This is a genomic window from Bradyrhizobium sp. LB14.3 (genome assembly GCF_040547985.1).
GTDB lineage: Bacteria > Pseudomonadota > Alphaproteobacteria > Rhizobiales > Xanthobacteraceae > Bradyrhizobium.
Map to the genome: position 1 here is coordinate 1 of NZ_JBEPQT010000020.1, position 15,948 is coordinate 15,948.

At 65.1% G+C, this 15,948-nt stretch carries 12 protein-coding genes and 1 pseudogene; 3 read left to right on the forward strand and 10 right to left on the reverse strand.

Annotation, left to right across the window (positions count from 1 at the left end; genetic code table 11):
• Positions 1–797 (reverse strand): DUF1522 domain-containing protein (locus tag ABIB00_RS28320; RefSeq protein WP_354106617.1); only part of this gene is annotated, 797 nt, incomplete at its 3' end.
• Between the two features lie 321 nt (positions 798–1,118).
• Between ABIB00_RS28320 and flbT the strand changes: the two genes are divergently transcribed.
• Positions 1,119–1,559: a flagellar biosynthesis repressor FlbT gene (gene flbT, locus ABIB00_RS28325; protein ID WP_247351989.1), complete on the forward strand. Its 441-nt coding sequence runs from the start codon at positions 1,119–1,121 to the stop codon at positions 1,557–1,559.
• Between the two features lie 99 nt (positions 1,560–1,658).
• Here the strand turns inward: flbT and ABIB00_RS28330 are convergent, their stop codons facing one another.
• The 9 genes and pseudogenes from ABIB00_RS28330 to ABIB00_RS28370 form a co-directional block, all read right to left on the reverse strand.
• Positions 1,659–3,164: a pyridoxal phosphate-dependent decarboxylase family protein gene (locus ABIB00_RS28330; RefSeq protein ID WP_354106618.1), complete on the reverse strand. Its 1,506-nt coding sequence runs from the start codon at positions 3,162–3,164 to the stop codon at positions 1,659–1,661.
• Entirely contained in the window at positions 3,161–4,414 is a 1,254-nt protein-coding gene (locus tag ABIB00_RS28335) for an ATP-grasp domain-containing protein (RefSeq protein ID WP_354106619.1), read from the reverse strand. The genes ABIB00_RS28330 and ABIB00_RS28335 overlap by 4 nt, the downstream gene beginning before the upstream one ends.
• 85 nt (positions 4,415–4,499) lie before the next feature.
• Positions 4,500–4,871: pseudogene (locus tag ABIB00_RS28340) on the reverse strand (hypothetical protein); the annotation flags it as partial.
• Positions 4,872–4,937: 66 nt separating this feature from the next.
• Positions 4,938–5,723, reverse strand: coding sequence for a hypothetical protein (locus ABIB00_RS28345; protein ID WP_354106620.1), 786 nt, complete (start codon positions 5,721–5,723; stop codon positions 4,938–4,940).
• Positions 5,724–5,794: 71 nt separating this feature from the next.
• A complete protein-coding gene (locus ABIB00_RS28350) occupies positions 5,795–7,675 on the reverse strand; it encodes a flagellar protein (RefSeq protein ID WP_354106621.1) in 1,881 nt (626 codons plus the stop codon).
• 21 nt (positions 7,676–7,696) lie between these two features.
• A complete protein-coding gene (gene flgK, locus ABIB00_RS28355; RefSeq protein WP_247446394.1) occupies positions 7,697–9,580 on the reverse strand; it encodes a flagellar hook-associated protein FlgK in 1,884 nt (627 codons plus the stop codon).
• 35 nt (positions 9,581–9,615) lie between these two features.
• Positions 9,616–11,868, reverse strand: a complete 2,253-nt coding sequence (locus tag ABIB00_RS28360; RefSeq protein ID WP_247446393.1) for a flagellar hook-basal body complex protein — start codon at positions 11,866–11,868, stop codon at positions 9,616–9,618.
• 239 nt (positions 11,869–12,107) lie between these two features.
• Positions 12,108–12,620: a peptide-methionine (R)-S-oxide reductase MsrB gene (gene msrB / locus ABIB00_RS28365; RefSeq protein WP_247352003.1), complete on the reverse strand. Its 513-nt coding sequence runs from the start codon at positions 12,618–12,620 to the stop codon at positions 12,108–12,110.
• Positions 12,621–12,706: 86 nt separating this feature from the next.
• A complete protein-coding gene (locus ABIB00_RS28370; protein WP_354106623.1) occupies positions 12,707–14,164 on the reverse strand; it encodes an NAD(P)/FAD-dependent oxidoreductase in 1,458 nt (485 codons plus the stop codon).
• 195 nt (positions 14,165–14,359) lie between these two features.
• Here ABIB00_RS28370 and ABIB00_RS28375 point away from each other — a divergent pair, with 195 nt between their 5' ends.
• Complete coding sequence (locus ABIB00_RS28375) at positions 14,360–14,890, forward strand: SixA phosphatase family protein (protein WP_354106624.1); 531 nt, start codon at positions 14,360–14,362, stop codon at positions 14,888–14,890.
• 100 nt (positions 14,891–14,990) lie between these two features.
• On the forward strand, positions 14,991–15,416 hold the full coding sequence (locus ABIB00_RS28380) for a universal stress protein (protein WP_354052861.1): 426 nt from the start codon (positions 14,991–14,993) through the stop codon (positions 15,414–15,416).
• The last annotated feature ends 532 nt before the right edge of the window (positions 15,417–15,948 follow it).

Genomic DNA, 15,948 nt, shown 5'->3' on the forward strand with positions numbered 1-15,948 from the left:
TCGACCGCGGTCAAGAGATCGTTAACGGTCGCAGTCGGGGTGCCCGCGGTGCCGAGATAGACGGTGGAGTTGCCGCTGCCGTCGGTGACGAGGTTACCGCTGACGCCAGAACCGGAGGCCACCGCAGTCGACGCCGGAGCAGAGCCCGAGCGGAAGGTGATGGTCTTGCCGTTCACGGTCAGCGTGTCGCCGTCGGCGGGCTGGGCGTTGCCGACCAAGCCGGTTGCGGTCGTGCCCGAAGTGGCGATCAGGGTGATGGCGCCGGTCAGGGCCGTGGTGCCGTCGCCGGCCGTTCCCGCGGTACCCGTGAAGGTGCCGAGGGTGGCGCCGAGCGTCGTGGTGCCGCCTGCTGCCGTGGTGCCGCCGGCCGTGCCGTTATACACGACGTTGCTGCTCGCGGTCGCGCTGGCGAAGGACGTGGTGCCGCGCAGGTCGGCCGCCGTCGCACCCGAGATCGAGGCGGAGACGTTGGACTTGGTGGAGTAGCCGACCGTGGTCTGCAGCGCCTGGTTGGCGATCGACTTCGCCGAGTCGATCAGCTTCTGCAGCGAGGTGATGCCGGTGTTGGCAGCCTGCAGCACCTGCACGCCGTTGGCGATGCCGTCGAGCAGATTGTTGATGTCGCTGGCGCGGTTGTCGAGCGACTGGGCCGTGAAGAAGTTGGTGGGATTGTCCAGGGCCGAGTTGACGCTCTTGCCGGTCGACAGACGGTTCTGCGTGGTGGCGAGAAGATCAGCGGTGGACTGGAGGGAGAGCAGGTTCTGACGAACCGACGAGGAGAGGACGATACCTGACATGACTCTGTTACCTTTCTGGTAAACGACGCTACTGTTACTCGTCTGCTTGGATCGAGATGGACCCAGCGACCGGCGGACCGTGGGGCGGAGTCCTCTAACGAAACATGAAATGGAATCGGCGCTTTTGCTGAGTCGGCGCGCGATTCGCCCGATCTGCACACGAGCGACGCTGCGCCGCCGGGCGAATTCGACGTTGATGTAATTGAGCTTTTCGGCGGCGTGGGCCGGGATTTACAACTCGTTAACTAGTCTTGATGGAGTATTGCGCCCTGACCCGCCGCAACACACGCTCGGTTACGAAAGCGTTGATGGAGAACAGGCATGGCCCTCAAGGTCGAGCTCAGACCGCACGAACGCATCATCGTCGGTAACTGCGTGATAACCAACACCGACCAGCGCGCCCGCCTTCTGATCGACGGCGACAACGTGCCGATCCTGCGCGAGCGCGACATCCTCACGCCGGAGACCGCCGACACGCCCGCCAAGCTCGTCTATCTGGCGGTCCAGCTCATGTACATCTCGCCGGATCCGCAGACCCAGCACGGCACCTATTTCAACCTCGTGCGCGACATCGTCACCGCGGTGCCGAGCTCCTGGCCGATCATCGAAGGCATCAACAACAACATCCTCAACGGCGATCTCTATCGCGCACTGAAGGACGCCCGCAAGTTGATCGCCTACGAAGAAAAGCTGCGGGGCCAGTTCGAGGCCACGCGTCCCAAGGCTGAAGCGGACCAGGACGACGTCAGCACCGCCGCCTGATATAGCCCGTTCGCGCGGCAGCGCTGCGCAAACGACCAGACCGCGCAAACGACAACGGCCCCGGATCGCCTCCGGGGCCGTTGTCGTTTCAGGCCTGCATCAATACTCCTGCGCCGCGAGCGGCGGCGCTTCGACCTCGATCACAGTATCGCGGCTCCGCCGTCCGCCGAATTCCAGCACCGCTGCGACCAGCGCGTCGATGTCCGTCTCGTCGGTGCGGTGATTGACGATCGCGGCGCGGATCGCAAACTTGCCGCCCAGCGTCGTGCTTGAGGGCGCCGCGATACCGGACTCCTGGATGTCGGCGACGATCTCCCGATTGACCTCATCGGGGGCGCGGTAACGGAAGCAGACGATGTTGAGATTGACCGGTGCCAGCAATTCCAGCCGCGGCTCGGCGAGAACGCGCGTCTCCAGATATTTCGCCAGCGCACAGCTTCGCGCGATCACCGCGCCGAGCCGATCGGTGCCGAACGTCTTCAGCGTGAACCACGTCTTCAGCGCACGGAAGCCACGCGATAGATCGGGACCGAGATCACAGGGCCAGATCGCGCCCGCCGCAAGCCCTCTCGCCTCGCGGCGCAGATAGGCCGCGGGCTGCGCAAAGGCCTGCCGATGCTGCTCGCCGTCGCGCACCAGCAGAAAGCCGGCGTCATAAGGCACCTGCCCCCATTTGTGGAAGTCGAGCGCGATAGAATCCGCAAGCTCGATGCCGCCGATCAGCGGCGCAAGCTCGGGCGCCAGGATCGCCAGCGCTCCGAAGGCGCCGTCGACGTGAAACCAGATTCCCTCCTCGCGGCACAGCTCCGCGATCGCCTTGAGATCGTCGACCGCGCCGATGTCGACCGTACCGGCGGATGCGACGACCAGGAACGGCTTGAAGCCGACATCGCGATCAATCGCGATCTGCGCACGCAGCGCAGCGACGTCGATACGATGATCGGCATCGACGCCGATCTTGCGCAGCGCATCGGTGCCGAGCCCGGCGACGTCCATCGCCCTCGCCACGCAACCATGCGCGGCCTGCGATGTGTAGGCGGTCAGAAGTGCGCCATCGTTGCCGATGCCGTACTGCCGCGCCAGCGTGCCGAGCGCGCTCGTACGTGCCACCAGCACCGCCATCAGATTGGCCATCGACGTGCCCGTCACGAAGATGCCGCTCGCGCTGTCGGGAAAGGCGAACAGGCGGCGCATCCAGCCGACGATCTGGCGTTCGACCTCGATCGGCATGTGGTCGCGGCCGCCGAGATTGGCGTTGAGGCCTGCCGCGAGCATTTCCGCGACCATGCCGACCGCGGTGCCGCCGCCATGCACCCAGCCCATGAAACCCGGATGGACATTCCCCGTCGCGTAGGGCGCGACGTGCTCGGCGAATTCGCGATAGACGTCGGCGAGATCGCTTGCCTCGCGCGGCACGTCGGCCTTGAATGCCGCACGGACGCCGTCGGGGATCGGCTGCCACACCGGACGTGCGCGAACGTTGACGATGCCGTCGATCGTCTCGTCAAGCATGCGATGGGCGAGCGCACGAAACTCGCTCCAGTCCTGTGGATCGAGCGAAGTGTGCGTGACGGAGCTTTGCGTGTTGCGGATGATCTCGTTCATGCTGCGCTCTCCTCGCCCGCTCTTGCATGCCGCGACAGCATCGTCGTGAATGCCGCAAATATCTTGCGCATCTGCGGCGGCTTGTACGGAAACACGGCCGGCGGATCCATGTTGTGCACGACGGCAGTATTGTCGGCTTCGAAGACCAGCAGCTCGCGGTTCTGGTTCTCGGCGCAATCGACGATGAAGTAATCGAGGCCGACGCGCCTGCTCATCTCGTCGAGCGCGACTTTGTGGCGCGCGGCGAAAGCATGGTCGAAATCGAGCATGAAGACGGCTTCTTCGGCCCGCTTCTCTTCGCTGAACGCCATGAAGGCGTTGAGATACCAGATGTCCCAGCGATCGGCGATCGCCATGTGGCAGGCATAGGGTTTGCCGTCGACCATGGCGAGACGATATTTGCGGTAGAGCCCGTCGGGACTCGCATAGTCGACGAAACGCGCAAGGAAGAAGTCGTTCTCTTGCCGCTCGGCAAGATAGGCCGCGAGCGCCGCCGCGTCATTGAGCTTGGCAAGCCCGACGCCGGCATGCGAGCCGCGCGGCCGCGCGATCATCGGAAAGTGCAGTTCGCCCGCGATGTCTTCGCAGGCGACGTTCCCTGTCGAGAGATCCGACAATTGCGCGCGCGTCGCGTGGATGGTCGCGGGAATGTCGAGGCCGGGCACGCCCGCCAGCAACCGATACAGCTTGTCGCGATCGAGATTGCCGATGAGATCGGGGCGATTGAGCAGCGGCCGCGGCCAGCGCGGCGCTGCCTTCTCGATCAGCGCGAGCGCCTCCCGGCATTCTTCGGAATCGGATGCAATCACGATGGCGACGTCGTGCTCGGGCAGATTTTCCGGCAGGCCGATGCCCTTGACCACGTAGAGCGTCAACAGCTCAATGTCGGAGTCTTCAAGCAGGAAGTCGATCGGCGTGTTGCCGCCCATGTCGATATCGGCGGCGAGTGCGAGCACGCGCAGGCGGGGTTTTGGAACAGCGCAAGGCGTACGAAACAATTGGTGGAAGGAGAGCACCTCGGTCTGGATCACGAGCCCGGCCTCCTTCTCGCCGAGAAGCTGGGCAATCAGCGACAGATCCAGGCCTTCGCCCGCCTCCGCCGTCCCCTCATCGATCCGCGTCAGGAGCCGGTCGCGCAACGGATGCAGGTCGCCGCCCTCGAATGCCCGGCGCGTCAATTGCGCAAAGCCGATGCGGTCGGCATGGTTCGGCGCGGTCACGCCGATCGGCGCGGAAACTGGATGTTGCATCTCACACCTCGAACGCGGACTTCTCGATCTTCACCAGGACATGGGCGATGCGATCGAGAACGTGTTGCACATTGCGTTGCGCCTGCAGGCCTTTCAGCACCAGCAGCGCGCCGCTGAAAGCGGGGCCGCCAAAGAATTTCGAGCCGGTGGTCAGCACCATGTAACCACGGTCGAGATAGGAGCGCAGCCGCCGGCGGCCGAGCCGCACCTGACGGGCGTCGACGACAATTTGAACCTTGCGCGGCCAGCGCCGCGCGATCTCATCAAGACACGCCTCGCTTGGGGCACGCCAACCGAGTTTTGACGAATCCATGATCTGCAACAAAACGCGCCGGCCTTGCGCGAGGCTGGTCTCGACCGCGCGCAGCACCGCTGCACCGGCGTCCGGGCGCATCGCAATGCCGGCCGCCATCACCGCGCCGTCCTTGCGCACGGCAATTCCGCCTGCCGTCTGCGAGATCGTCGAGCCGGTCGAGGAGGCGTAGCTGACAGACGGGATGCGCCGGCGCTCATCCCGAAAGCCTCACGCCGCATCGGCAGCGGCGGCAGCGGGCGCCGGTGCGAATTGCGAGGTGATGTCGCCGTGGAACACCGACGGCCCGACGTGATCGAGCGAGCTCTGGATGTCCGCCCAGATCTCGCCGCCGATGTCGGTCCAGCGCTTGCAGAAGGCGAAGTCCTCGGAGAGATAGGTGCCGGTCGCCGGATCGATCATGCATTCGAACAGGGCAAACCGGTTCTGGCTCGCCACCAGCGTGTCGTGCGAATGCTCGCGGAAGAATTGCAGGCTGGCGTAGTCCGGATGGCGGCACATCGCCTCCAGCACATGGCGCCGGATCATCAGGAAGCCGGTGCCGGCGTAGCGCACGCGAGTGAAGCCGTTGACCACCACGATGCGATCCGGATCCTCGATCTCGAGCACGTAATCGAGCGATGCGGCCGGCACGTCGGTGCGGCCGGCTTCGATCGCGCGCTTCGCCTTGTCCCAGTTGACCCGCTTGATCGGATAGCAGCCGGCAACGACATCCGCGCCGCACTCGATCAGCCGGAACACCTGCTCCGGCTTGAAGCCGATGTCGGCGTCGATGAACAGGAAATGCGTCGCGTCGGGATCGTCCAGGAACATCGCGGCCAGATTGGCCCGCGCCCGCGTGATCAGCGCGTCGCCGTCCCGCAGCAGCACCTTGAGCTCGATATTGGCCATGCCGTGTACGGCGCGCTGGAGCGCGAAGATCGAGCTTGCATAGATGCTCGTCACCTGCCCGCCAAAACATGGCGTGGCCACCACCAGTTTCATCTTGTCCGACATCGGCAGCTCCGCCCCGCTCCAATCCTCACCAAGAGGTAAAGAGGCATGGTTAACGGCGCCTTAACGCCCCCTTACAGGAACTTGACGAGCGAGAGCTGCGAGAGGTTCGAGGTGACTTGGTAGGACGCCTGGAGCGCGTTCTGGAGCGACAGGATCTCGCTCGCGACCTGGTCCGGCGAAGCCGATTCCGCCTGGTCGATGATGGTCTGGAGCTGCGCCTTGGCCTGGGTCTGGCGCGAGCTTGCGTCCTTCATCGTGTTCTGGGACATCGCGAGGTCGGTCTGGATGTCCTCGATGCGCTGCTGGCCGGGCTGCTTGGTCAGCGCCTGCGTCACCCGCAGGCTGAGCGCGGCGACCTGCCCGCCCGAATATTGTCCGGCCGGCGAGGTCGAGAACGTCCCGAACACGGCGACTGCCTGCAATTCCTTGCGGATCGCGTCCTCGTTGGCCTGCGCGCCGTACTGCACCGTGACGGAATCGTCGACCCGCGCCATCGCGGTGGAGCGCGGCGAGCCGGGGCCGTCATTGCCCTGGTACCATTTCACGGTGGTGGCCGAGCCATTGACCAGCGTCGTCGCCGAGCTTGCGGGCGACGAGCCGATGCGCAGCGGCGGTTGCGTGGCGGTCACGGGCGTGGAAGCGAAACCAAGCGAACCCAGCGCTCCCGTATTCGAGGTCGTGATGCTCAGGTTCGCCGCATCGTCGGTGTTGATCGTGATCGAGCCGCCATGGACCGTCGAGGGCTTCGAGGTCCCCGTGATCTGGTCGATCTTGCTCATCAGCGTCTGGATGCTGTCGCCGACGTTGAGCTGGTTGCCGGTCGCGCCCGAACTGACGAAGGAGAGCGTGGTGCCGTTGACGGTGATGGTGTCGCCGGCGACGAAGCCCGGCGAAATCGAGTCCGAGGGGCTCGCGCCGGACAACGCCGTCGCGCCGGTCACAGGCGCCGGCGGCGCCGCCTGGTTGTTGACGGACGTGCCGATCGCCGAGCTCGCGGTGTTGAAGAAGTTGTCGCCGGCAGTCACCGCGGATGCCGCCACCAGCGCAGTGTTGGCGAGCTTCGTGATCGCGGTGTTCAGCGCGGTGTTGAGACTGGTCTGGGTGTTGGCCGGGTTGACCGGAACGCTTGCATCGATTGCAAAGCTGCCGACTGGCGTCGGCGTGGCGGTGGACGCAGTCAGGTCGATCTGCTCGGTCGAGCCGTCGGGCAGCGTGAACTTCACGCTGAGCTTGTCGCCATTGTTCGGATTGGTGCCGTTGAGATTCACCGAGAATGACACCGGCGAGCCGCTCGGGCCGGTGACCGTCGCGCCCGTCAGCGTCGAGGAGACCGCCGCGATCTTGAGCCCGAATGGCGATCCGGCAACGTCCTCGGACACCTGCACCGCGCCCGACGGCAATGAGGTCTGCACCAGCCGCCCCGTGCCGGTGCCGAGATCGGCGGCCTGGCGCTCGGCCAGGACGGTCTTGAAGCCCGCCTGCGTCGTGGTGCCGTTGATGATGTCGCCGGCATCCGCGACCGGCTGCGTGTTGACGGCGGTTCCGGAGAACAGATAGCGGTTCCCCGCCTGCGTGTTGAGCACGCCGACCATCGACCCGAACTGGGCGGCGGCGGTGTTCTGCGCGACCGTCTGACCGTTGACGTTGAGATCCTGCGCGGTGTTGGCCGAGCCCGTCTGCACCGTGTTGCGGATCGTGGTCAGCGACTGCAGCGCGGTGTTGGCGAGGTTGATGCTGACATTGACGTTGGTGATCGTGTCGGTATAGGCGGCGATATTGGACAGCTGCGCGCGCGAGGCGATCGCGAAGCCCTCGTTGGTCCCCATCCCGGAGTAGTTCTGCGACAGCTTGCCGGTCGACAGCTGCGTCGACAGATCGGTGAGCTGCGTGTTGATGTTGCGGATCTGCGAGCCGAGAACCGACGAGGAGTAGTTGATGCTGCTGATCGACATATTTCAGAGCCCTGTTACTAGTTACACTTGAGCCTGGAGCAACGTGTTCATCATACTCTGCACCACCGACATGACGTGGGCGTTGGCGGCGTAGGCATTCTGGAGCTGGATCAGGTTCGACATCTCCGAGTCCAGATTGACGCTGGAGGTCGAGTTGAACTTGGCCTGCAGCGTCGAGACCACGACGCTCTGGCCCTGCTGGAGCTGGGTCGCCTGGGTCGCGGCATTGCCCTGAACGCTCAGGAACTGCTGGAGATAGTTCGAAACACTGCCGGTGAAGGGCTGGCTCGCCGAGCCGAGACCGCTCTGCGGCGAATAGGAGAACACCGCCGAGGTGAGTTGCGAATAGAGAAAGTCGGAGCGCGTGGTGTCGCCCGCGGGCGTCACCGGCGAGGTGTTGTAGACCGACAGCCTGGTCGGGTCGGTCGTCAGCTGCGTGTTCACGGCGATGCGCCCGGCAAGTCCGGTCATCTGCGAACCCGATGCGGTGATCGCGCCGGTGTAGAGCGCCTGCCCGCCGTCGGTGAACAGCGGCAATTGCGGATTGCCCGAGGTCAGCGACGAGATCGTCTTGGTGATCGAGGACGAATTGACCTTGGCGAGGCCGGTGTTGTCGTCGGTCACCCGCAGTGTGGTGGCCGTCGCCGGCGACGGCGCGGCGGCGAACGACAGATGCGAGCTGGAAAGCGCGGTGTTGAGCGCCGAGGCGATCGCGCCCATGCCGCCGGAGAAGTTCACTCCGATCTGCATCGGATTGGCGTTGGTCGCGTTCTGGAGCGGCAGCGCCGCCGGATCGGTCACGTTGACCAGCGTGATCTGGCGCTGCGTGTTGGTGCTCGTGTCCGTGTAGGTGATGTTGACGCTGTTGCCCGGCGCTGCGCCGGCGAGGTCGAGATCGAACCCGGCCGGCGGACCGGACACCGTGCTGCCGGCCGTGGTCTTGTCCGACAGCGCACTCGACATCGTCGCGGCGAGCTGGTCGATCTGGTTCTGCGCCTGCACCAGCGTCTGGTCGCGCAGCTTGAGATCGGCCGCGATCTGGCCGGAAGAAACCACGTTGTTGGCGACGACGTCGACCTGTGCGCCGTTCGGGAGCTTGATGTTGAACGCCCCCACACCGGACTTGGCCGGATCGATGTTGTAGAGCGAGGTCGCCGACAGCGCGCCGGCAGACGCAAAGGTGAATTGCGAGGCGAGCCCGGCGCCGACCAGCTGGATGCCGGTGGTGGTGTAGATGTTGGCCTGGTTCGAACCGTCGGTGGTGACGCGGACGTCGACATATTTCGACAGATTGTTGATGGCCTGGTCGCGCTGGTCCATCAGCGTCGCAGCCGAGGGGTCGGTTGCCGGCAGGCCCTGGAGCCTGGTGTTGATGTCGGCGATCTGCTGCATCGACGCGTTGGCAGCTAGCGCCGAGGTGCCGAGATCCTGCTCGACGTTGGAGCGCAGCGACTGGATGCCCTTGGTGGTGAGGTTGAGCTGCTGCGCCAGCGTCTGCGCCGCACCGAGAGCGACCGTTTGCGCCGACGACGAGCCCGCGCTGGTCGACAGCGCCTGCAACGCCGTGGTGAAATTGTTCAGCGCGGTTTCGAGCGTGCCGCTGTTGCCGGGCGTGCCATAGACATTCTGAAGCTGCTTCAGGATGTTGGCCATCTGATCGGCGTAGCCGCTGCCGCCGGTCTCGGTGCGCAGCTGGTTCTGCACATAGGTGTCGAGCTCGCGGCTGACGCCGGTCGTCATCGCCGTCGAGCCGAAGTCGCCGGTGGTGACCTCGATCTGGTTCGGCTTCTGGACGACGTAACCCGGCGTCTGCGAGTTGGCGACGTTCGAGGAAACGATCGAGAGCGCGGCCTGGTTGGCACGCAGACCGCTCATCGCACTGGCGAGGGCTGAACTCAAACCCATGTTGACTTGCCGCCTTTGGTTACGTCACGCGCAGATCAGCGCAACACGTTCAAGAGGTCCTGCACCATCGAATTCGCCGTCGTGATCACCTTGGTGTTGGCCGAATAGGCCTGCTGGGTCACGATCAGCTTGGTGAATTCGTCGGCGATGTCGGTGTTCGAGCCTTCCAGCGACGAGCCGCTGATGGTGCCCGAAGCGCCGTCGATCGCCGGCCCCGACTGTTCGGTCGCAGCGTAAGCGCCGCCGTCGAGGGCCTTGAGGTAATTGGTGCCGTTGAAGTGCGACAACGCTACCTGTGCAAGGGCGAGGTTCTGGCCGTTGGAGAAGGTTCCGACCACGAGGCCGTTGTTGTTGACGGCGACGGAGCGGAGCTGACCCGCGGCGTAGCCGTTCTGGGTGATGGTGTTGATGGTCACCGCGCCGCTGGTGCTGGCATATTGCGTCAGCCCGCCCGAGGAGATGTTGAAGGAGACGGAGCCGAGCGACTGCCCGCTGACGCTGACGTTGTTGATGGTGATGCCCGAGCCGCTCGGCGAGGTCAGCGAGCCGTCGGAGGCAAAGGTGAAGGCCTGGCCGGTGTTGACCCAGCCGACCGTCGTGCCGGTCGCATTCGGGTCGGTCTGGTAGAACATGTTCCAGGTGTCGGCATGGCCCGCACCCAGCGAGGCGCTGTCGGACTTGGCCCAGCGCAATTGCAGGTTCACCGGCGTGCCGGCGGCGTTGTAGGCGGTCACCGCGCCACCACTGATCGATTCCTTGGTGAAGGTCGCGATGTCGTTGCCGACCACGCCGCCCGTGCCGGCGGTGCCGCCGCCGTCGCGGTTCTTGGTGATGGTCGAGGTGAAGCCGAGCGCGGCGAAGGCCGCACTGTTGGAGCTGGCTACCGACAGGTTGGAGACGGTGCCGGTGTTCAGCGTGATCACGCCGCCGGTGCTGACCGCAGACCCCGACGCACCGGAGAGAGCGTCGATCTTGCCGAGCAAGGTCGTGATGTTGTCGGTGATGTTGATCTGGTTCGCGCCCGATGCGCCCGACGTCATGAAGGTCAGCGTCTGACCGTCGACCGTGATGGTGTCGCCGGCCGCAAAGCCCGACGAGAGCACCTGGGCGCCGCCGGCCGACGCCGCGCCGCTCAGCACCGTGGAGCCCGAGATCGCGGGCGATGACAGCACGTTGCCGCCACGCGTCACGCTGCTGATGCCGAGCGCGGTGGCTGCCGTGCCGCTGTTGACCGCCACGTCGGTTCCGATGCCGCTCGATATCTGGATATTGCCGGTGGCGCTCAGCGACGCCGTGACGCCGGCACCGCCGGCGGTCTGGATCGCTTGCAGGATGTCGGCCACCGTGGCCGTCGTGCCCGCGCCGAGACCGATGGTGGTGTTGCTGCCGACCGTCGCAACGGTGGTGCCGCCGTTGAAGGTAACCGTGTTGCCGTTGATGGTCAGCGTCTGGCCGCCGAGCGCTGTGAGGATGCTGGAGGCGAGATGCGTGCCCACGGCATTATCAAGGGAGGTGGTGGTCGAGGCCACCGCGGACGAGTTGTTCTGGAGCGCAACCGTGCCCGTCCCCGTGGTCGACGAGTAAGCGGAGCGGATGTTACCCGTGGCGGCCGCACCGGCAGCCGTCGCGTTGGCATAGGGGGCGGGCGGTGTGCCCACGGGCAGCGGGTTGGCTGAGAAGTCCGACGGATTGAGTCCGCCAGCCGCCAGCAGCGTGCCGGTCGACGCCGTCGTGCTCGCCACCGTGTTCGGCTGGGTCGGCAGGTTCGCCGCGTACTGGATCGAGGTGGTCGCCTGCGCCGGGATGAAGTTGTTCTGGAATTTCAGGACCGTCGCCACGTTGCCCTGCGGGTTGCCGGTCTTCGGGTCGACCGTGACGCCCATCAGATAGTAGCCGGCGCCATTGACCAGATTGCCATTGGCATTGAGCTGGAAGTCGCCGCGCCTCGTGTAATAGGTGACGCCGCTGAACACCGGCACGTTGTCGACGATGCCGGTTGCCTTCTGGATCGAGAAGAAGCCGTCGCCGGTGATCGCCATGTTGGTGGCGACGGTGGAGCCCGAGATCGTGCCCTGCGTGGTGATGGTGGCCTTGGCGTTGGCCGTCACGCCGCCGGCGACCTGCTTGCTCGGCACCGAGGAGTCCGGAATGAGATCGACGAAGCTGGTCCCGATGCCCTTGTAACCGGTGGTGGATGAGTTCGCGATGTTGCCGGAAATGTTCTGCAGCGCGTAGGACTGCGCCTGCAGGCCACCCACCGAGGTGTTCATTGCATCGAAGATACCCATAACTTTGTCTCCAGATCCGATCTCGGCGGCCGGTCGACCATGGCCGCAGTCGGAGGAGACTGTCGCAAGGGCTATGCCAATGCGGGTTTTCTCAGGAAATCAATGACTTAAATAGGAATGCCCCGGTCGAATGACCGGGGCACAATTGCCGGGCCGGCAACAATTGCCGGGATCTCATAGCGTTTTGGAGCGAAGTGGCACCCGGTTCGCGTGAAGAAAACGCGTCAATCAAAGAGCCTTCACGTCGCCGATGCAGCAGCGGGGTGGAACACCATCCCGAAACCGTCGATGCAGTAGCGCAATCCGGTTGGCTTCGGACCGTCGTCGAAGACGTGGCCGAGATGGCCGCCGCAACGGCGGCAATGCACCTCGGTGCGGAGCATGCCGAAAGTGCGGTCCTCGGTCTTGCCGACATTGCCCTCGATCGGCTGGTAGAAGCTCGGCCAGCCGGTGCCGCTCTCGAATTTGGTGTCGGACGCAAACAGCGCCAGGTCGCAGCCGGCGCAGGCGAAGACGCCCTTGCGATGCTCCTTGAGCAACGGGCTGGAGCCCGGCCGCTCGGTGCCCTCCTTGCGCAGGATCTCATATTGCTGCGGCGTGAGCTGGGCACGCCACTCGGCGTCCGTCTTCTCGATCTCGAATTTTTGCGCGGCCTTCTCACCGGCTTCCGCGGGCGATGCTCTGAGCCAGCGGAAGGCCGCAAGGCCGAACAGGCCGGCGACAGTCGTCAACAGGATGCGGCGGTCAAACATCTCATTCTCCGTACGCAGGAAGTCCACGCTCTGAGATACGGGCTCTAACGGCCGACGTTACACTTCCGGGCGGAATTCTTCTCAACTTATTGCGAGACGCCCTGGTCTTGCGAGGCCGGTTCCAACGCCTCGGCCGCGGGTTTCGGCGGCTGGGCCAGCCGCGGCCTGACGCCCGGCGGCGGGCGGCGCGGACCGGTGCCGGCGGCCCGGTTGGCTTCGGAGAGGCGCGCCTCGCGTTCCCGGTCCTTGACCCGCGCCCGTTCACGGTAGCGGGCGAGCGACCCTGCGGCAGCGGAGCTCGCCCTGCTCCAGATCCCGACCATCTGGCCCGCGACGCGGCCGGTCGCGCCGCCCGCCCAGACCAGCTCGAACGGCGAGAACAGCCGCCAGCGCTCGTCGCCCAACAGAATGCTGCGCGCGATCATCTGCCCGGCCATGGCCGAGGTGTTCATGCCCTGGCGGCCGAACCCGCTCGCCACCCACAGGCCTTTGCGCAACTGGCCGATCTGCGGCATGCCGTGCACGGTCTGGCCAGTGGCGCCGCCGAATGTTTCGGTGATTTCGACATTGCCGAGTTGGGGGAAGATGGACCGGACCCGCCGCCTGACGGCGCCCGCAAAGCGTTGCGGTCGCGCCGCCCAGGTGGTCTCCGGGCTCTCCCACATCAGGCGGTCGCCATCGACGATCCGGAAATGGTCGACGCCATCGGAATCCATCACCGATCCCTTGAAGGCGATGATCTCGTGCACGCGCTCGCCGAGCGGCGCGGTGATGCCGGCATAGCGCCAGACCGGCAGCAGCGTTTCCGACAGGCGCCGCAGCGGCGCACCGAGATGGATGTTGCCGGCGAGCACGATGTGGGTGGCGCGCAGCCGCGCCGAGGGCGTGACGATGCGCTTGCGAATGCCGGAATGATCGATGCTGACGACCGGCGTGTCCTCGAAGATGCGCGCTCCGGCCCGCCGCGCCAGCGCCGCGAGGCCGTGCACATATTTGCGGCCGTCGACCTGGAACGCCCGGGGATAATACACGCCGTGGAAATAGCGATCGGTCTTGAGCACCTTGCGGACGCGGTCGGCCTGCCAGCCCTCGACCTCGGTGTCGAAATCCTCGGCGAGCATCTGCAACCGGCTGATCAGCCGGTCGCCGGCATCGACGTTGGAAACCTCCAGCACGCCGTCGCTCGGGCCGATCCCCGGCATGTTCGCTTCCGTGGCGTTGGCCCGAACGAACTCGGCGCCCTCCTTCGACAACGTCCACAATTCCCGCGCGTCCTCGAAGCCGATGCGCTCGATCAGCTCGGTGAGCGGCAGCGCGAATCCCGGCATCACGGTGCCGAGCTGGTTGCCCGAGGCGTTCCAGCCGATATGGCGGCCCTCGAGCACCGCGACGCTGGCCCCGAGCCGGGCCGCCTCCAGCGCGATGGAGAGCCCGGCAAGCCCGGCCCCGATGACGCAGATGTCCGCATCGAGCTCGAACGACAGCCGCGCGCGGTCGCGAAAGCCGGCTTCTTCCTGGGACACGCTTGTGAAAGTCTCGTTCATGTTGTTTTCTTAGAGCATGATCCGGAAAAGTGTGCAGCGGTTTTCCGAAAAGATCATGCTCAAGACAATAATTTGAAGCGCGATGATCATTTGTCCCAATCTCATTGCGCTTTAAAGGACTGAGCGGCCGCTTGTCACCTTGTCCTCGACCAGCGCCTGTAGATTATCCTGGTCGCGTAACGATTCGAGAATGCCATGCGCCGTTTACTGCTGCTGCGTCACGCCAAGACCGAGATCGACGCGCCGAGCGGCCGTGACCGGGATCGCCGTCTCGACGACCGCGGCCAACGGGATTCCGCGCAGCTCGGCGACTGGATCGCCGCCCATCCGCCGTTCCCCGAGGCCGTGCTGGTGTCGCATGCCGTCCGGGCCCGGCAGACCTGGGACATCGTCTGGGAGGCGATGAAGGACCGCGTCGCGGCGCCGCAGGTCGAAATCCTGCCGGAACTCTACGGCGCCGATCCCGCGCAGATCCTGGAGACGATTCGCACCGCAACCGTCCCGGCCGACCCTAAGCAGTTGCTGCTGGTCGGGCACAATCCGGGCATGCATGAGGTCGCCTTGATGCTGATGGGTGGCGGCGATCCGGCCGGCGCCAAGGCGATCGCCGACAACCTGCCCACCGCAGGGCTTGCTATCTTCGATTTTGACGTCAAGGATTGGGGCGATGTGGCCTACCGCCGCGGCAAACTGGTGCAGTTCGTCAGCCCAAAGCTGCTTCGTTAGCTTAAGGCTGCTTCGATCGGAATGAGACGCGCGGGCGCCGTCTCGACCGATTGATCCAGCCTGGTCACAAGACTTCCTGACCGGAAGATTGGAGGCGCAGATGTTCAAGTCCATCCTCGTACCCATCGACCTCGCCGACACCGACCTCGCCAAGCCGGCGATCGCGACCGCGGCCACGCTGTCGCAGACCTGGAGCGGCGTGGTGCGCCTGCTCAACGTGCTGCCGATGACGCCGGTGATGCTGGCCGAATACGTGCCGGCCGATTTCGACGAACAGCAGCGCCAGGCCTCGGAAGAAGCCCTCGCCATCGTCGCGCGCGAATCCGGCATCGAGGCTTCCCACATCTCCAGCGTGGTGCGCCAGGGCGGCATCTACCACGAGATCCTGGAGGAAGCCGTGCACATGAAGGCCGAGCTGATCGTGATGACCTCGCACCGGCCGGCGATGCGCACCTATTTCCTCGGCTCCAACGCCGGGCATGTCGTGCGTTACGCGAAATGCTCGGTGCTGGTGGTCAGGCACTGAGCGGTGCTCCGTCATTGCGAGCGCAGCGAAGCAATCCAAAATCTTTCCGCGGCGACAGCCTGGATTGCTTCGCTGCGCTCGCAATGACGATGTTGAAGCATTGTGCGCCTATCACCCCGGCTACGAGATCTTGCGTTGCCTGACGGGCAAAACACGTCAGCGGTGGGTCAACACCATCGTCGATAATATTCCACTTTACCGAAATTCGGAAACGGCGTATATCTCGCCTCACTCCGGCCCAAGGAAGAGGGGCGTATCGCGATCGTCACGAACGCGGGCCGGACGGCGGCGGACGCTGATAACATCGGCGCGAACGGCTTCGTAGGGCGGGCAACCGTGAGCGAAGACCTCGCGCACACGACCGGTGTGATCGGCGTACGGCAAAATCGTGTGGTCCTGGCGCCCGGGGTCTGTGCGCCAAGTCTTGCGGTGATGTGGCGGCCCGACCGGGTCCGCGCATCAGCCATCCGCAAGGCGACGGGGGCAATAGTGCACCGCTCCCCGAGGAGAGCACGGCATAAGCCGTAAAACC